We start from the raw sequence: 18,611 nt of genomic DNA, 5'->3' as shown, positions 1-18,611 counted from the left end.
GTTCAGGCTCCCCTTTCCAGCCTCTTCAGAACTGTGCGCATACCTGCACCGTCCATAATCAGGCGAGCGAGTTCGCTCATGCTTGCAGTAAAGCTCCCTTTACGAATATCCTTATCCTCAGTCAAACTTTCCAACTGCAAGTACCTAGCGACATCTCGCCGATTCATTGCATCCAGGTATCCGGTTGTGTATGGGATCGCTGATATCGTGCCTTTGTATTTGAACTGGCGCCGAATATTGGAAAGCGTTGCACGGGAATGCAAATCGTATTTGTTAATGACAACATGTATATTCTTATTGTTCATTTGTTCTGGCAGGATCTCTTCAAAGAACAACTCCAGATTTCGCATATTTTGATCGAGATTAATTACAACATAGTCCGCCTGTTGCAGCTTGTGCTGTGAATCAACACCAGCATGATCCGCATCCAGAAGAACCAGATCATAATACTCGTTAGCTACATTTAGCAGCTTTTTGACAGTCTCACCATGTTCCTGCGGGGAACGTTCCATCTCATCCATTCTTCCTGTTAGGAAATCAAGTCTTTCCTTAAGAAGTGGCTTGGTATAATCCCTGAGATTGTGCTTATTCAGACTTCCGCTCGAATGCAGCCGTTCAATCGCATCCCAGCCACCCTCTTCGAAGGAGAACATAAAATCCGCTGTATCCGTATCTTTGGATGGTAGGGCAGCTTCTGTGCCAGTTCCGGCAAGGCCTGCATTAACAAGTAACACTCTTGTCCTGTAGTGAAGTGCCATCGCATAAGCACTAATTAATGTGCTTGAAGTGCAACCCGTTCCTGCAAAAGGGCTCCAAAATGTAATGGTGCTCATGCTCTCATCCTCTCTGCTTCTTTCATCGCACGGCGACTACGGACACTTTCCCAACCTGTTAACTGTTGGACCACACGACACAACGATTTTTTGTAGTTTCGTGACAAAGGTCCTAGATGAACTCGGCGATGATGCTCATTCTCAAGCTTAACCGCCGCTGTTAACTCATCCCACGGAAGCACTAAGGATTCTCCTGTCCACACAAACGGACTGCCCTCCAGATACGCCCACAGATAACGAGCTTCAAGCTTGCAGTCAACCCCGTTAATGAAGAGCCTTTGAAATGACAGCTCACCAGGCAAAGATTGTTCATCAAGCAACCGCTTCAACCAACCCTTGCCACGTTCCAGATTGTAACGCTCATAATCACTCACCCAGACTCTTACATCAGCGGTTAGCCAGAGACTACGGGAAGCAAAGTGTGAGGTCTCCATGTCATATAACACATAGTCATAACTGTCCAATCGCTCTCCATTTACTTCAAGATGATTCTCTACAGCTGCTGAAGTGACAAAATGACAAGCGATATCAAATCCTTCAAATTCCGTAATTCGCAAAGACTGCTGACTGTCACCTACACCGTACCCATACTTCTGTTGTAAGGTTCCATCTACGAGCAAGACCTTTTTGCCTGTCGAAGCTAGTATCTTGCAAAGATACAACATCAGATCATTCTTCTCACATAAACCCGCGAAGATCCATGTATGCATAGATGTTACACCCCTTTCTATTTCTTTAAACCTCTGTTATCTGAATTATTTTAATGTGAAAACCTTAGATTAATCTCTACTCTCCACCCGTTAGCAAACTCTGCTGTTCTGTTTGTGAAGCTTCAGCAGGATTATTTACGCTTCCAGAATTAGCTCCTGCCCCGTTTCCTGAACCATCATTCCACATCACTCCATCCGACGTTGCCGAATTATTGGCTGATGGACGACTGTTATAGGTAACTGAGGATTGTGCCACATCCTGTTCCACTCCTTTTGACGGTGCTGTCACGGAGGCGGCCAGTGAACTTTCAAGCGAACTTCGCACCTGTCTGGATAACTCCTGTTCGGCTCGTCGAACAATATTCGGATCACTTTCCAGCAGTTTTAACACTTCTGAATTGGCAGGATACGTCGCGATTGCAGGTGTCTGAAACTGTGGTTCTACATAGGTTAAGGCATAGATTGAAGCTTTATGTAAATAGGCATCTACAATTGCACTTGAGAGTGACAGAATCTCTTCCTCCGTCATCGTAATCCATAAGGTAGCTGCATTGAGTCGTTCCACTTTCTTCTTCGATAAAAGAACATAGTCTTGTCCGGTAGGGAATTGGATACGAACATCAATAATATCTCCCTTAACAAGTGAGGACGGCAGTAATACAACTTGCAGCTCTCGATTTCTTAAATCGGGCGGAGCCGGTGCATCCTCATACACCATCTCGGTGGTAATGGCTGTTCCTTTTTTCAACTCTATTTTGGCCACTTGGCCTTCCATCTGCTTGGTACTGGACCAGAGATTTCGCGGTGCTTGTGCATCTGGAACAGCAATGAGCTTCAGATCCTCCGGTAATATCGGTTCACCTGCTTCAATATCCCGAATCGTAACCCATCCTTGTGCTCCCGAATCCCATTGTTGCTTTAATTCAGCTTCCTTTTCCTCATATGCCGATAAATACCGGGCTTCTACGGCTGACCTGACATCCCCCATCGTTTTGACATTGTAGATAACATATCCTCCGAACACCAACCCTACAGCTCCTGCTCCGATAAGTCCGGCATAGATCAGTTGACGGCTTTGTTTTCTTAATTTAGACAAAAGAGGCTCTCCTTTCGTAATCTCTTCTAATCATGTACTTTCCTTCGTGAAAAGAATGACCGTTTCTTGGGTTGTTGTGCCATCATATGCGTTAAAATATGAGAAAACACTTTATCCATCTGTCCATCCTTGTCAAAAGGATCAATATGTAACGGCAGACCATATACACTCGATGTATCCAGAGCTTTACGAATGCGCTGAACTGCTTCACTTGCTGCCAGAGGCAGACAATATATCCATTTCTCTTGTGGATACCGATGATGTGATCGAACAAAAGCGCCAATCTCCGCCTGTCGCCATTCGGCACCTGAGCCTATCACAATCGGCAGATCTGCACGCAGGAATTCTTCCAGCCGGTTCTGGTCCTGACCACTACCGAGATCCATCACGATGAATTGATAACTCCCCCCAAGCAAAGACAAAATATCCGCTCGCCCGGATTGTTTCCAATAATGCACACCATCCACTGCAAACTGTCTGCCTGCTGGCACCGGTTTACCCGCTTGAGCGATTTGTTGAATTCTTGCAAAGGATTGAGAGCGAGGTGACATTTCAATCACAGCTACTTTGAAGTTTTGCCTTTCGAGATAATGACTGATAGCTATAGCCGTGTGGGTAACCCCTACACCAGATGAAGCACCAGTCAAGGCAATAACTCTTGTTCCGCCATTCAAGGTCATGGTTGCATCTCCACCAGGCGTTATTCCACCGGGTATTCGGAGCAGTTCCTTTCGCACCTCATCGGCAGATTGGAATCGCTCCTCGGCATTATATCTTAACAATCTTCTTGCCACAGGGATGTACGTCCGTGGAACATCGCTCCGGATAGAACTTTCCACACCCTGAATCCATTCCGTATAGGCCCCACTTGTCATAAGATACAGCAGCAATGCTCCGAGTCCATATAGATCTGAACGAGCATCGGTCTGACCCGAGCCATATTGTTCTGGAGCGGCGAAACCAGCAGTTCCCAACTTGACGGTATCTTCGGCACTTTGCGGTTTGTAACTTCTGGCGATGCCAAAATCGATTAATCTTACTTCATGTTCCGGAGTGATCATGATGTTTGATGGTTTCAGATCCCTATAGATCACAGGTGGATTCAGATTATGCAAATAACTCAACACATCGAGCAATTGAAGTACAAGCTCCGTCAACTGCTCCATCGGGATCTTCCCACGACACTGCTTGAAATACTCACTGAGCGTTAACCCGTCGATGTATTCCATCACCAAGTACGTGTACCCATCTTCATCCGGGACAAAAAAATCAACAATTTGCGGCAATCTGGGATGGCGAAGTGATGTCAGAAGAGCGGCCTCCGTCTCCATACTGCCTTCATATGGCATAATCGTTACGCTTTCTTTAATTGCCCATATCTTGCCCGGCAACTTGAGATCCTCCGCCTCGTATACATGGCTCATTCCGCCTGTTCCCAGAATGGATACGATACGATATCTACCTCCCAGCAGGCTTCCGCGTTCCAGCCTGGCCGGATGTCTCATATCAATTCCTCCTTCATTACACAACAAAAAAGGGAAAGCTTCACCGAAGTAGAACAGACCGGATATCCGGTTTCGTTCACTTCGGGATGCTTTCCCTCAGGTTTGTTATGGTTAATATTGGTATCATTATAGTACAGGCAGGAATAGATTGTAAAGCACAAAATTTAATGAGCTTAATCGAATCAATTTCATAATGCCTTTAGCTGCTTTAATCAAGGCTAGATCTCTTAATATTTGACCATATAAAGTGTAATCTCTTCCCGGTTATGGAACAACTGCTTGGAACGTTGAATCTGCATCCGCGAACGCTCAAACGTACCAATCACATCTTTAATGAGTGCGAGCGGCTTTTTATGCAATAACTTCACGGTAACAATCGCTGTTCCCCCGGGTTGCAGACTATATAGAAGGTCTGATACAAGTCGGCTCATCAGCTTGGGACTCCAACTCATATCACATACGAGCAGGTCGAATTCTCCTTCGCGGAAACGAACATCCCCTGCGTTTTTCTTCAAGAAAGTCAGTTTTGGTGATGCCAGCAGCGTTGCATCCATCTTCGCCGGATCTACCGCCGTAACTTCAAGCCCACGTTCAAGCAGGAACGAGGTCCATCCACCTGGTGCTGCACCGATATCAAGTGCTTTATGAAATGAAGTAAAGTCAATGCCAAACGTCTGCTCGGCTTCAAGCAATTTGAACTTAGCACGCGAAATCTGTCCATCTTCTTTTTGAAAACGTACGGCTCCCCCGCTCCAGTCTGACAGGTTCTGTTCAGGTCTGGATACGCCAGCATACAACATATCATTCGCAGCAAATACGGAAATGACATATTCAGCATCACGTACAACCCATTCACAGCCTAGTTCATCCAGCTTTTCTGTCAGCAATTGCTTCAATGAGGCCGCATTTTCTTGCCAAAAGGACCCTTCTGTCTTCCGTACCTGCAGCACGACAGGGGTACCAGTCAGTTCCTTATGATTCAGCACAAATGCAATCAATTTCTCGATAGATTGTTCCGAATCTTCTGTATTCTCCTGAAACTGAACAGGTTGAATATGACGTAAAAACGTTGGATACTCTGCCCACAGCTTATCTGCAACTTCTTCCTCCGCTACAGGCAGACCCGCAAGCAATATTTCTCCTGGTACGAGTACCGTGCTCTTCACCGCACCAAACGTACGACGCAACTCTTCCTGAGCATAAGGGGCAAAGCCATGATTGGCCGTGCAGATAAAACGGGAGAAGTTGCCTTCTTCCCAAGACGATTGTGTACTCAAATTGTGTTACCCTCCAGAACGTACGCGTATCCACGGACGACCATTATCCCACTGGATATCGACCGGCACATCGTACGTATGCTTAATTGTATCTTGTGTCAAAACTTCATGCTTGGGGCCAGCTGCCGCAATACGTCCATCGCGGATCAAGGCCACATGCGTAAATAAAGGTACGATCTCTTCAACATGATGTGTTACATACACAACTGTAATGTTACGCCGGCGCAGACGATCAATCTCAGCCAGCATTTTCTCACGTTCATATAAGTCTAGTCCGGCACAAGGCTCGTCCATAATCAGCAATTTTGGCTCAGCCATTAATGAACGAGCAAGCATGACTTTTTTACGCTCCCCTTGGGATAACGTTCCAAGCGGGTTGTTGGCCAAGTTGGCAAAGCCCATGTCATCTAACAAACTCATTGCCTTTGCTTTTACTTCATCAGGAATTGTCTGATAAAAACGCAAAAAAGCATAAGCTCCTGTAGCGACGACCTCCCATACCGGATCTCTGGGTGTGAGTTTCTCAATCAACGTTTGGCTGATATAACCGATTTCCTTACGTACTTCCCTGACGTCACATTGTCCATACAAATTACCGAGTACTTCAATGCGTCCCTGGCTTGGAAACATATATCCGTTCATCATTTCCAGCAACGTTGTTTTGCCAGAACCATTCCGACCCAGAATAACCCAATGTTCGCCTTGTTCGATGCACAAATGTACGTCATCCAAGATTTGATTCTCTTCTCGTCGAAGTGAGACATGTTCCATCGAGATTATACTCATTTCAGCACCGCCTTCCGGATCTCCGAGAGTAAATGCTCCACAGAGCTCATCCGATAAACCATTTTTGGAACATCTTGCTTGCCATCAAACAGCATCACTGCTGGTACGCTTGAAATTTGAAATTGTTGCACAAGTTCAGGAATGTCATGGATGTTCATTTCGGATAAAATACCTTCTGGCAGCATGTGCTCCACTACCTCCAACATACGCCGTGCTGCCGCACATGTCCCACATAAAGGGGTATATATAAATACAGCCTGTGGCATGCCTTCCCATACGCCGCGCATTAACATTTTGGATGTAATTGGCTTCATTAACGTTCTTCTCCCGCAGCAACACGCAGCATGACCTCACCCGTCATTGGACCATTATGAATGGTTACCGAATCCGGTTTATTGCTATATAACATCTCGTACATCTGGCGTTTCCCAAACATACTGGACGTATGCAAATAGATCTCACGCGGAAATAAACCTTCTCGTACAATGGATGCCGCAACCTCTCCGCCATTAGGCGAATCCGGACCAAGCTCATAATCCAGAGACAAAATGTCCACGTCACCTTCTCTTAGCAGCATCAGGCACTCTTCTGCATTCGTTGCCAGAACAAACCCTTTCGGACATGCCCGATAGTCATCCAAAAAAACATGCATACAATCGCTCCTCTCCCCACTATAACCAGGAACGCATGAGCACAATATCATCACGGTGCGTTCCATCTTCGCCCGTTTCTGTCTCAAGCACAACAACCGCTTTTTGGAACTCAGGCGCAGTTAACAATGCTTTCATTGATTCATTTCCGATATATCCCTGTCCGATTCTCGCATGTCTATCCTTACACGAACCAGACGCATATTTGGAATCATTAAAATGTACAGCAGCAACATTATCCCAGTATCCGAGCTTCCTGCCCTTATCAAGCATCGCAGCTTCGTTGCCTGACGCCCACATACCTGAAGCAAAAGCATGGCATGTGTCAAAACAAAAAGCAATATGCTCCGGATATCGGCTCAATTTGCGAATCTGTATCATTTCTTCCATTGTCGTGCCCATCGGGCCATGATCACCTGCCTGATTTTCAATCAGCACCTTTGAATGTCCATTCCAATTCTCCAAGGCGGTATCCAGACAATGAATGAGGTTCTGATAACCCTCCAGCGGATCGTTTGTTTTGATATGTCCAAAATGGACCACCGTCCCAACAGAACCGCAAGCATTCGAAATTTCAAGATCATTACGAATAGAAGCTATTGTAGCATGAAACCCCGCCTCTCCACGGGTCACGCCCAACGCCGGATTCGTAGGATAGGGTGAATGTGCAATCGAAGCCAGTCCATGCTGTTCACACCAATCCCTGCACTGCTCAGCATCCTTTAGATCCAGACTTTTCAGGCTGAGACTGCGCGGGTTTTTCGGAAAATACTGAAACGCCGTTGCCCCCATCTCATACGCTCTCTTGGCTGCCTGAAGAAATCCACCTCTGGTGCTAACATGTGCCCCGATACCGGTTTTAGGCCTCATGCTGGCATTTCGGACAGAAGAACGCCTTCTTGCCCGTAATTTCCACTCGTTCAATTGTTCCCCCGCAGCGCGGACAAGTCTCGCCTTCCCGATCGTACACTCGACATTGCTCGTCAAAACTTCCTGTCTTCGTATCGCCTTGCATCAGTGGCATTTCCATATAACCACCCTCAGAAGCCGCTTCACGCAACACGGACTGCATCGAATGGAACAAGCGCTCCGTCAGCTCAGGTGAAGTCGCGATGTTCTGCGTTTTGGAGCTTGGTCTCAGACCAGCAGCAAAAGCAATCTCATCCGAATAACAGTTGCCAATCCCTGCAATGATATGCTGGTTTACCAACGTTGTCTTAAGTGTACCCCGACGACCTTTCAACAGAGAAGCAAAACGTTCCACGTTCATCCGTCGATCCAATGGTTCAGGTCCAAGATCAGACATCGCCTCTTCGGTTTCTTTCGAAGTAAGCAGATGTAAATAACCCAAGCGCAGTCCAATAAAGAATAAAATGTGATCGCCAAACTGGATTTCCACTTGTGTGGAACGATCAGGGCGTTCCTCTTCCGTGCCCCAGAAAATCATACCGCCCAACATGAGATGCAGCACCAGACGTTTGCCATTAGCTAAGTGGAAAATCAGATGCTTCGCTCGGCGCTCAACAAATATGATGCGATTACCTGTAAGTTCATTGATGAACAGATCAGGCTCCGTATTTATCGTTTTATCGCGGTTAATTACAACACCTGTAATCAGTAGATCAAGTATTTTCTCGGACAGCAAGGTCCGGTAATTTTCCATTTCCGGTAGTTCCGGCATCGTACATTACCCCTTTTTGGAAGCTTGGTCTGTCTCTTGCGACAGCCACTCCATCAATTTATGCAAATCTTCAAACACATGATCAGGTCGAGCCTTGGCTGCTTGAATGTGTCCATCCATATTATCCCGTGTGGTCACACCGGTAAGTACCAACAGCGTCTCACACCCTGCTGCCACTCCAGCTGCAATATCGGTTCGCATATTATCTCCGATCACTGCCACTTCATGAGACGCCAGGTTTAGCCGGCTAATGGCCGACTTCATTATAACACTCGATGGCTTGCCAATAACGGTAGGATGAACTCCGGTTGCTGCTTCAATTGCTGCTCCAATAGTCCCCGCCCCAGGTGTCAGTCCATCATCGGAAGGAAGCTGCAGATCCGGGTTGGTCATGATGAATTTTGATCCCGCATTAATCCACCTTAGCGCCTTGGTCAGTTTATGGTAGGAAAATTCACGATCAATCCCCTGTATCACGTAATCTGGTGCATCTTCCGTCAGCTGTAGTCCTGCTTTTTCAATGGCTTCCAGCAGTCCTGCTTCTCCAATACATGCCACTTTTGCACCAGGGGACTCTTCAGCAACATATTCAGCAGCAGCCACAGCAGAAGTACATACTTGAGACGCGTCGGCAGGTATGCCCATCCCGTTCAGATGATCTGCCACACCTTGTGGTGTACGGGAAGAATTATTTGTTACGAATAAATACGGCTTTCCTAGCTCTTGCAGTGTTCGAATAAGCTGATCGGCTCCTTCGATACGATGTCTGCCATGATAGAGCGTACCATCCAAGTCAATCAGATAGGCCTTAATCACACACAGCACTTCCTTTCTTCATTCCATTAACATTTCATGTCCTTAATCATTTACCTCGAACTTGACCGCGAACCTATGTATTCAGGCAAAAAATAATGGCTTGCTGACATATGCACGCAACAAGTCGAACCGGATCGAACACCGACGGTTTAACTCGCGCGTCTTCTGTACAAGCTTGTCATTTCCTGCGCTTTCCCGGAAAATAATTTGAATCATTTCCCTCTTCATATTGCCCATCCTACACGCTTTCTGACCAGATTGCAAAAGGGACCGCGGGAGTTCCTCTCCCTCAGTCCCGTGCAATTACCCGGATCTTTATATGACGTGTTTAGCCGTGCACTGGTACGCAATCAGGGTTAAGATTCTTGCTTGCGATGCACGACAGGAATAAGCTGGTGTTCGTTTGCAAGTCTGGTATTCGGGAATACGGACTGCGCCTCTTCCAAAAGTGGCTGAAGTTGATCCTCATCCTTATAGCGTGAACTGAAGTGAGTCATGATTAGTTGCCCTACATTGGCTGCTCTAGCCGCTTCTGCCGCTTGTTTAGAAGTACTATGATAGTACTCATGCGCTGTATCGGCCAAATCATGCATGAATGTAGCTTCATGCACAAGTACATCTGCATTGATGGAAAGTGGCTGTACGTTGTCACATGGACGTGTATCACCTAATATGGTGATCACCATGCCTCGTTTTGGCGCTCCCAATACATCTTCTGGACGAAGCGAATCACCGTTATCCAGCGTAATGGTTTCTCCACGTTTCAGCCGGCCGAACAATGGGCCTGGTTTCAAACCGTATTCCGCCAGTTTGGCTGGGTCCAGGCTTCCTGGACGATCTTTTTCCGTAATCCGGTATCCATAGCTGTCAATCCGATGCTCAAGCAAAGCAGCTTCCACGATAAAACTGTCATCCTCGAACAGGACGCCGCCCGTATGTTCCACGATATTCAAATCATAGTTCACCCGGGATTGGCTAAGCTCCATTGTTGTACTGATCATTCGTTCCGTACCTGGCGGACCATATACGGTTAATGGTGTGGTGCCACCTTGATAGGCTCTGCTCGAAAGCAGTCCTGGAAGTCCAAATACATGATCACCATGCAGGTGAGTAATGAATATTTTCTCCAATTTGCTCAGTTTAAGCGGAGAACTTAAAATCTGGTGCTGCGTTCCTTCCCCGCAGTCAAACAACCACAAAGCTCTGCGCTCATCCAACATGCGTAGCCCAATGGAAGTTACATTCCGTTGAAGCGTAGGTACACCAGCATTAGTTCCCAGGAAATATAGTTCCATTCTGGATCGCACCTCTTTCTGTTGCCAGCAAAAAACCTCCGACATTGCGGAGGGCTTTGCCTGACACTCTACTGATTTATGCCTTTTCTACGTTAAAATACTTGGCTTGCGGATGGCTGAACACCATCGCTGATACAGATGCTTCAGGTTCCATCATGAAACCTTCCGTCAATTCCACACCGATATCCTCAGGCTGCAGCAACTTGAACAACGGCCCTTGATCTTCCAGATCCGGACAAGCCGGATATCCAAAGGATACCCTGATTCCCTGATAACGTGCCCCATGACGTTGTTTCATGGTCATCTGAGCAGAATCAGGGAATCCCCAGATATCTCTCATCATATGATGCACACGCTCAGCTAATCCCTCTGCTACTTCAAGCGCTACGGATTGCAGAGCATGCGAGCGAAGGTAATCCCCTTGATCTTTCCACGCAGTGGATAGTTCACGCACGCCGTGTCCGGCCGTAACAACCATAAAACCAACGTAATCGATTTGACCGGATTCAACAGGTTTCAGGAAGTCGGACAGGCACAGGAACGGCTCGACTTTTTGACGTGGGAACGTAAAGGTATGCAAGATATTGCTGGTGTCCTTTGGATCATAGATGATGATGCTGTTACCACTGGACTGAGCAGGGAAGAAACGATACATGGCATGCGCCTGAATAATCCCGTCACGCACAGCCTCTTGCATAATATCATCCACGACTGCTTTCAGGTCGGTAGCCTTCTTATCACCTGAAGCAAGCAGTTGTTCTACCGAACCGCGCAATCCCAGATGATGTCCAAGTAACATCTGCATGTTCACATATGGCAGGATATGTGATAGTGGGTAGTTACGCATTGTATGCCGCTCCAGATCAGGCGGGACAAGAACCGGATGATCTACAGCAATATCCGAACGTTCCACTCGCGTAAGCTCTGGAAGAGTCTGAACAGCTACAGCACCTGAAGCATCAGCTTCTTTTTCTGCTTCCATCTCCAGTTGCATCGCTTCACGTGAAACGGGATTCATCAATTTGTTCGCCAGATCCAGACCGTCCATCGCGTCTTTAGCGTATACAACCATTCCGTTATATTCAGGACGAATACGATTTTTGGTGAATTTACGTGTTAGCGCCGCGCCACCAACCATAATAGGTACATCAATACCTGCTGTTCGCAAATCCTGAGCGGTCAGAATCATCTGCTGCGCTGATTTTACCAATAGCCCTGAGAGGCCAATCGCATCGACTTTTTCTTCTCGGTACGCCTCAATGATACGTTCTGGTGGTACTTTTATACCCAAATTAATGATCCGGTAACCGTTATTAGACAGGATGATTTCAACCAGGTTTTTACCGATGTCATGCACATCGCCCTTGACCGTGGCCAGAATGATCTTGCCTTTAACCGAAGTCTCGTTCTTCTCCATGAATTGCTCCAGATATGCTACAGAAGCCTTCATAACCTCCGCACTCTGCAACACCTCAGCTACAATTAACTCATTGTTGTTAAAGAGACGACCTACTTCCTCCATCCCCCGCATCAGTGGACCGTTAATCACTTGAAGTGCTGTGTATTTGGCAAGTGCCTGTTCGAGATCTGGCAGCAATCCTTCTTTACTTCCTTCTACTACATATGAAGCGAGACGCTCTTCTAATGAAAGGTTCGAGATTTTTTCCTTCTTCTCAACCTTTTTGTTACGGAACGCCGCTACGAACGCCGCCAGTGTGTCATCATTCGTGTTATATAAAAGCTCTTCCGAGAGCCTGCGTTCTTCTTCTGGAATGGACGCATAACGCTCCAGTTTCTCTGTGTTCACGATGGCATAGTCGAGACCTGCTTTGGTACATTCATACAAGAACACAGAGTTCAGCACTTCACGACCTGCTTCAGGCAGTCCGAATGAAATGTTACTGATACCGAGTATCGTATGACATTCAGGCATCGCTTCCTTAATAACTCTTATACCTTCAATGGTTTCTTTGGCTGAACCGATGTACTGTTCATCTCCGGTACCAACCGGGAACACCAACGTATCAAAAATCAGGTCTTCTGGTTTGAGTCCATATTTGTTCACTAGCAAATCGTAAGAGCGCTTGGCTACGTCAAGCTTGTCTTCCCGACTAATCGCCTGACCTCGTTCGTCAATCGTTCCGACAACAACCGCACCACCATATTTATGAAGCAACGGCGTAATCAACTCAAATTTCTCTTCGCCATCCTCAAGGTTAATGGAGTTAATTATCGCTTTACCTTGTGAGTACTGAAGGGCCAGATCAATTACTGAAGCATCCGTCGTATCAATCATGAGAGGAACCTTAACTTTTTTCACAACCAGTTCAAGGAACTTCACCATGTCTTCAGACTCTTCACGGTCCGGATCTTGTACACACACGTCAACAATGTGCGCTCCATTTTTCACTTGAGCACGAGCAATTTCCGAAGCTTCTTCATATTTGCCTTCTACAATGAGTCGTTTGAATTTCCGTGATCCCAGCACGTTCGTACGCTCACCAACCATGTACGGACGATTGTCCTGTTCAATGTAGATTGGTTCTATACCAGACAATGCCGGTGGATGTGTTCCGTTCATTTCTCTTGGGGGGTACTGGGCAAGTGTATCGCGCATCGCCCGAATATGTGCAGGGGTTGTCCCGCAACATCCACCAGCAATATTCAACCAGCCCTGTTCGGCAAAAGCACCAATCTTCTGAGCAAGCGAGTCTGGTGACTCATGGTAATTACCGTTCTCATCCGGAAGACCCGCGTTCGGGTAACAACTAACGGCAACCGATGCCATTCCAGAAAGCGAGCGAATGTGATCACGCATGAACTCAGGACCCGTAGCACAGTTTAGTCCTACCGAAATTGGGTTAAGGTGTTCTAAGGATATATAAAAGGATTCGATGTTCTGACCCGCAAGGGTCGTACCCATCGGTTCTATCGTTCCTGATATCATCAGGGGCAGTGTAACGCCACTCTGTTCGAAGGCCTGCTGAATTCCAATGCTGCCTGCTTTTACATTGAGGGTATCCTGTGAGGTTTCGAGTAGTAGCGCATCAACGCCTCCCTCTATTAAAGCAAGCGCTTGCTCCAAATAACTGTCGATAAGTTCCTGGAACGTTACTCCCCCAGTTACAGACAGTGTTTTGGTTGTTGGTCCCATCGCACCTACCACATAACGTGGAGATTCAGGTGTAGAGAAACGATCAACCGCCGCTTTCGCAATTCTGGCTGCTTCCAGGTTGATCTCACGTGCCCGATCCTGAATATCGTACTCAGCAAGTACAACGGATGTGGCACCAAATGTATTGGTTTCGATTAAATCGGCTCCAGCCTCCAGATATTCTTCATGAATGCGCTGGATCAGCTCTGGACGAGTAAGCACTAACATTTCATTACATCCATCCAAATCTTCGCCGCCAAAATCTTCGCCAGTCAGATCAACTTGTTGAATCATGGTCCCCATTGCACCGTCGAGGATTAATATTCGTTGTTTTAATGCATCGTGTAGACTAATCTTATCCAATATCTTCACCCCCGCAAAACGTTAAATCTTAGTTTAACAGAAACTAACTTAATGTGAAAGATCGGGTTTGATCCCGAAAGATGGCGGGTTTGCACGAATATGAACGGAATTTGAGAATCGACAAAAACAAAGCAATCCGATATAATTCAATTAAACCAAGTGGAAAAGAGGGAAAGAACATGGCTGAAATTGTTATCCGAAATACGAACGAACGCATCACTGGTGACGAAAATGTTCGAAATTTCTTGAACAAATACGAAGTATTATACGAGAAGTGGGACGCATCCAAACTGAACACTGATCTGCAAAATAACTTTGGATTAACTGATGAACAGAAAACTGAGGTTTTGGAAACTTACGATTATGAAATCAGAGATTTGGCTGCACGTCGTGGATACCAGATCTGGGATGTCATCACGCTGTCCGAACAAACACCAGATATCGAAGAAAAGCTGGCCAAGTTCGAAGAGATCCACACCCACGCTGAAGATGAGATTCGTGCAATTGTCGCTGGTAAAGGAATCTTTGTTATCAAAGCTACAGACGATGTAGGCTACTTTAATGTAGAATTGTCTCCAGGAGACGTTATCTCTGTACCTGAGAATACACCGCACTTCTTCACTTTAATGGAGAATAAACAAATTATTGCTGTACGTCTGTTCATCGAAAAAGATGGCTGGATTGCAGATCCATACCCTGATCCTACTTTTATCAAACAAGCCTAACACTCTCGTGTTACAACTTGCTTAACCAAAACCCCTGTTCAATTGAACAGGGGTTTTCGCATATGCATATGGAGAGTATTATACAACATCGTTGCATTATATAAAATAATGCGGGTATTTCGCCTTAATCGATTCCTGTTCAATAACAACTAGTCTAAGATGAGCTTCCATCACCTGAACAGCTTGCTCAGTCTGCCGCTCTGTGATAAGCCGATAAATCTCTTTGTGTTGGGAAATAATGACCTCCAGGTTGGAGTCCTCCGCTAGACGTAATAAACGCAACCGATTAAACGGAATATTCAGTTGTTGCAACATTTTCCATGTTCTCAGCTTCCCCGTGCCCTGGAACAAAATCTGATGAAACTCTTCATCCAGTTCAAAAAGCCGATAGAAATTGTTTTTTCCTATACAGACTTCCTGCATTGCAATGTTGGTTTCAAGTCGAAATCTGAACTCTTCAGGAAAAGAAACACAAGCCAAAGTCACGATTTCCTTCTCCATCTTCTCCCGCATAAACCTGCCTTCTTCCACATGCTCCAGATTAATATGAGAGACGATCGTTCCACTCTGGGGAATAATGTCCAGCAGTTCTTCTTCAGCAAGCTTCATGAATGCTTCTCGCACGGGTGTTCTGCTCACCTGCAGTTCATCTGCAATCTCTTTCTCTGAAATCTTGGTACCCGGCTTAAGTTCCAGATGAAGAATTCGTTCTTTTAACAGGTTATATGAATATGCCCGGGTCGAGCCTCTAATTTTTTGATTAAGTGACATGCCTAGACCTCTTTCTATCAGCCGTATTCATTCATCTTAGCACAAATTACCGTTCCACTTATATATCGGTGTGAAACGGTAATCTGGCCAACATCAACTATATTATTGCTTGTTTTCTTTGTAGGCTTTGTACGTATCATTTGCCAGCTTCAGATAATTAGATAAACCTTGACTCTCCAGCTCTTTGGCAAATGTATCGAATTCAGACAAGTTCCGCTCACCCAAAATAAATTTAAGTGTATTTTGATCCGAATAGTCTTTCAGTGGTGTACTCAGAAGTGTCACCCGTTCACGGTCCTCTGAAGAGTAAGGAATCGGTGGTTCTGCCGGGATCACTTCCTTGGTATCCTTCATGTCTTGCTGGAATTTCAACTCTTCTTCACTAAACATCGATTGCAGCAGATCTGTGGTACCCCCGTAGGCAAATACTCCACCAGAGAATCCATAGTCAATACGCAAGTCTTTCGTTCCTTTCGGATTCAAGCCATTGTAGTTCACGTCTTCTACCAATTTACGTGTTCCGCCCTCTTTGGTAAATGTTTCGCCTTCAACGCCCCATTTGGCAAACTCTTGACCCTCATCGCTGTAGTATAACCAATCAATAAATTGCATAATAGCTTTGAAGTTTTCGCTTTTTTGAATTTTCCCGGAGATCATAACACCGTTTTCAAGTCTGGAGCCGGACATTAATTGCCCTTTTGGTCCACCAGGTACTGTAATCTTTGCAACTGAGTATTTACCTTCTCCCAGCGTTTTGTTCATATCATTTCGGTGCAGCACCACCGTTTGGGAATTACCATTAATCATGAATGATTTGCCGGATACAAATTTCTGTACAGCCTGATCATCATCCTGTGTAAAGCTCTCCTTATCGAGCAGCCCTTCGGATACCAACTTGTTAAAATACGTTAGCATCTCTTTGTATTCTGGTGTTGTAGCCGTGTACACAAACTCATCCTGATCTTCCTTATACGTCAATCCGTTACCAAAACCCCATCCAGCCTTGGTACCAAAGCCAGTAGCAGCGATGTTCAACGTACTATTAAATTGGAATCGGTCCGAAAACGGAATGGAATCCGGATAAATCTCTTTCAGTTTCTTCGCTGCATCATACAATTCGTCCCATGTGGTCGGGATGGCAATGTTATTTTCTTCAAAAACATCCGTTCTTACGAGTAGTGTGTAATCTGGCCATACTTCTTCATGCAGACCCGGGAGTACATAGTACTTTCCATCTTCCTGTCGAAGTCCTTCAAGTTCATCTTCTAGACCCCATTTTTCCACTTTATCCTTGAAATTTGGCATCAAATCAATATAATCACTAATTGGCAAGATCGCACCGGATGATACAAATGCAGACTCTTCACCAGGGTACGTTTTCGGAATAACCAGTGGTGCATCACCAGAGCTAATCAACAGAGATCTCTTCTGAGGGTAATCACTCATGGGTACAATCGTTGGCTCAAGCGTAACACCCGTCAGTTCGGTAATTTTATTAAAAAGTAACCAGTCTTTTTTGTATGGATAACTAGGTTGATCACTATATAGTATGGAGAGATTAAATGGCTCAGTCGCCTTGAATGTATCCCCTACATTGTACGTCTCCATCGCTGCCTTGGTTTGAACTTCTGTGATGTCACCTCCAGCTCCGGTACCGCTGCTACATGCTGCCAGAACAACGGTCATCATTGTTGCCAACACCATTTTACCAACAAACTTACGTGGCTTTTGATTCATTTAGGTTATCCCCCTGAATTTGGTTTAGGTTGACCTTGCCTTAAAACTTTTTAATCAATCACTAAAAGTAATCATGTGAATCTTTCTATATAAATTGAACTATTCATTTACATAAAACGGAGAGGACAGAAAAAACCTGAAAAAGCGAAGCGCTCGCCTTAAAGCTTTCTGAAAGAAAGCTTCATCGGAAGCATATGCTATCACCGGATTTTCCCTTTTAAAAAGGGAATCGAAAAAATCTGGGGATAACAGCGATTGAAAGGTTATTCTGTCATCGGAGTGTTCCGTGTAAATCATCTTTAGTTCAATTTATATAGATGCTGCGTATTACTGTTTAACAGACCCTAACATGATACCGGTTACAAAGTATCTTTGGACAAATGGATAGATGGTGAGTATCGGCAAGATGGTTAATACCATCGTTACTGACTTAATATTGGCAGCAATCTGTGTCAGGTTATCAGCTGAGGTTGCACCGGCAGATGCCCCGCTTGTCGCTCCTGCAATCATATTGCGCAAATAAATGGTGACCGGGAACAGTTCTTTTTTGTCCAAATACAGAAAGGCTGGGAACCAGGAATTCCAATGACCTACTGCGTAGAACAACACCATGGTTGCCATAACTGCTTTACTAAGCGGCAAAATAATGCGTAACAAGATCCCGTAGGTGTTCAAACCGTCTATGGAGGCAGCTTCCTCCAGTTCTTCAGGCATATTTTCAAAAAATGACTTCATGATCAGCATGTTGTATATGCTAATTGCGCCAGGAACAACAAGTGCCCACATGGTGTTGTTGAACCCAAGGGAATTAATCAAGACATAGTTTGGAATCAATCCACCACTGAAGAACATCGTGAATACGGCGAACATCGTCAGAAACTTGCGACCCATCAACCTCTTTTTGGACAGAGCATATGCGAAAATAGTCGTCATGAACATGGAGATTAACGTACCTACTACAGTGTAGATAATCGTATTTTTATAATTGGTCCAGAACATGCTGTCACGCGAGATGGTCTTGTATGTCTCCACATTGAATCCTCTTGGAAACAAACTAACCTTACCGGAATTAATATAGGACTCACTACTGAAGGATTGTGCCACGACATTTAAGAATGGATAGAGTGTTATGAATACCACGAACAGCAGAAAGATGACATTGAATACTTTAAATACCTTGTAAGATCTGGATTCCTGCATGATGCTCCTCCT

Annotated in this window: 18 protein-coding genes; 1 reads left to right on the top strand and 17 read right to left on the bottom strand. The window is 45.5% G+C overall.

Annotated features, from left to right (window positions below):
- Positions 1-2 precede the first annotated feature (2 nt).
- The 14 genes from MHI14_RS12935 to metH form a co-directional block, all read right to left on the bottom strand.
- The gene (locus MHI14_RS12935) at positions 3-833 is read right to left on the bottom strand and encodes a hypothetical protein (protein WP_341130433.1); all 831 of its coding nucleotides are present in this window, start codon (positions 831-833) and stop codon (positions 3-5) included.
- Positions 830-1,543, bottom strand: a complete 714-nt coding sequence (locus tag MHI14_RS12930) for a hypothetical protein (RefSeq protein WP_091029338.1) — start codon at positions 1,541-1,543, stop codon at positions 830-832. Before MHI14_RS12930 ends, MHI14_RS12935 begins: the two co-directional genes overlap by 4 nt.
- 76 nt (positions 1,544-1,619) lie before the next feature.
- Positions 1,620-2,639 carry an SAF domain-containing protein gene (locus MHI14_RS12925; protein WP_091029336.1) on the bottom strand — a complete coding sequence of 340 codons (1,020 nt, stop codon included), beginning with the start codon at positions 2,637-2,639 and terminating at the stop codon, positions 1,620-1,622.
- 26 nt (positions 2,640-2,665) lie between these two features.
- Positions 2,666-4,144 carry a serine/threonine protein kinase gene (locus tag MHI14_RS12920; RefSeq protein ID WP_289389518.1) on the bottom strand — a complete coding sequence of 493 codons (1,479 nt, stop codon included), beginning with the start codon at positions 4,142-4,144 and terminating at the stop codon, positions 2,666-2,668.
- A gap of 227 nt (positions 4,145-4,371) precedes the next feature.
- Complete coding sequence (locus MHI14_RS12915) at positions 4,372-5,421, bottom strand: SAM-dependent methyltransferase (protein ID WP_341130432.1); 1,050 nt, start codon at positions 5,419-5,421, stop codon at positions 4,372-4,374.
- Between the two features lie 6 nt (positions 5,422-5,427).
- Complete coding sequence (locus MHI14_RS12910) at positions 5,428-6,207, bottom strand: ABC transporter ATP-binding protein (protein WP_445670338.1); 780 nt, start codon at positions 6,205-6,207, stop codon at positions 5,428-5,430.
- Positions 6,204-6,521: a thioredoxin family protein gene (locus tag MHI14_RS12905; RefSeq protein ID WP_341130431.1), complete on the bottom strand. Its 318-nt coding sequence runs from the start codon at positions 6,519-6,521 to the stop codon at positions 6,204-6,206. Before MHI14_RS12905 ends, MHI14_RS12910 begins: the two co-directional genes overlap by 4 nt.
- A complete protein-coding gene (locus MHI14_RS12900; protein WP_091029331.1) occupies positions 6,521-6,859 on the bottom strand; it encodes a cyclic-phosphate processing receiver domain-containing protein in 339 nt (112 codons plus the stop codon). The genes MHI14_RS12905 and MHI14_RS12900 overlap by 1 nt, the downstream gene beginning before the upstream one ends.
- A gap of 19 nt (positions 6,860-6,878) precedes the next feature.
- Positions 6,879-7,727, bottom strand: a complete 849-nt coding sequence (locus MHI14_RS12895) for a deoxyribonuclease IV (protein ID WP_341130430.1) — start codon at positions 7,725-7,727, stop codon at positions 6,879-6,881.
- Entirely contained in the window at positions 7,717-8,538 is an 822-nt protein-coding gene (locus tag MHI14_RS12890; protein WP_091029323.1) for an Fpg/Nei family DNA glycosylase, read from the bottom strand. The genes MHI14_RS12895 and MHI14_RS12890 overlap by 11 nt, the downstream gene beginning before the upstream one ends.
- A gap of 6 nt (positions 8,539-8,544) precedes the next feature.
- The gene (locus MHI14_RS12885; protein WP_133385199.1) at positions 8,545-9,354 is read right to left on the bottom strand and encodes a TIGR01457 family HAD-type hydrolase; all 810 of its coding nucleotides are present in this window, start codon (positions 9,352-9,354) and stop codon (positions 8,545-8,547) included.
- 81 nt (positions 9,355-9,435) lie between these two features.
- Positions 9,436-9,570 (bottom strand): hypothetical protein, encoded by a 135-nt coding sequence (locus MHI14_RS12880; protein ID WP_341130429.1) that lies wholly within the window; start codon positions 9,568-9,570, stop codon positions 9,436-9,438.
- A 140-nt stretch (positions 9,571-9,710) separates the two neighbouring features.
- The gene (rnz, locus tag MHI14_RS12875; protein ID WP_017688042.1) at positions 9,711-10,649 is read right to left on the bottom strand and encodes a ribonuclease Z; all 939 of its coding nucleotides are present in this window, start codon (positions 10,647-10,649) and stop codon (positions 9,711-9,713) included.
- Between the two features lie 76 nt (positions 10,650-10,725).
- Positions 10,726-14,166, bottom strand: a complete 3,441-nt coding sequence (metH, locus tag MHI14_RS12870) for a methionine synthase (protein WP_341130428.1) — start codon at positions 14,164-14,166, stop codon at positions 10,726-10,728.
- Positions 14,167-14,345: 179 nt separating this feature from the next.
- Between metH and MHI14_RS12865 the strand changes: the two genes are divergently transcribed.
- Positions 14,346-14,891, top strand: a complete 546-nt coding sequence (locus tag MHI14_RS12865) for a cupin domain-containing protein (RefSeq protein WP_047843398.1) — start codon at positions 14,346-14,348, stop codon at positions 14,889-14,891.
- A gap of 96 nt (positions 14,892-14,987) precedes the next feature.
- Here the strand turns inward: MHI14_RS12865 and MHI14_RS12860 are convergent, their stop codons facing one another.
- From MHI14_RS12860 to MHI14_RS12850, 3 genes are all read right to left on the bottom strand, one after another.
- Positions 14,988-15,662 carry a GntR family transcriptional regulator gene (locus MHI14_RS12860; protein ID WP_091020712.1) on the bottom strand — a complete coding sequence of 225 codons (675 nt, stop codon included), beginning with the start codon at positions 15,660-15,662 and terminating at the stop codon, positions 14,988-14,990.
- Positions 15,663-15,764: 102 nt separating this feature from the next.
- Complete coding sequence (locus MHI14_RS12855; RefSeq protein ID WP_341130427.1) at positions 15,765-17,399, bottom strand: ABC transporter substrate-binding protein; 1,635 nt, start codon at positions 17,397-17,399, stop codon at positions 15,765-15,767.
- A 327-nt stretch (positions 17,400-17,726) separates the two neighbouring features.
- On the bottom strand, positions 17,727-18,599 hold the full coding sequence (locus MHI14_RS12850; RefSeq protein ID WP_036613592.1) for a carbohydrate ABC transporter permease: 873 nt from the start codon (positions 18,597-18,599) through the stop codon (positions 17,727-17,729).
- Positions 18,600-18,611: the final 12 nt, after the last annotated feature.

The sequence above is a fragment of the Paenibacillus sp. FSL K6-2393 genome, from assembly GCF_038002545.1.
GTDB lineage: Bacteria > Bacillota > Bacilli > Paenibacillales > Paenibacillaceae > Paenibacillus.
This window is presented reverse-complemented; position numbering and strand designations above follow the sequence as displayed.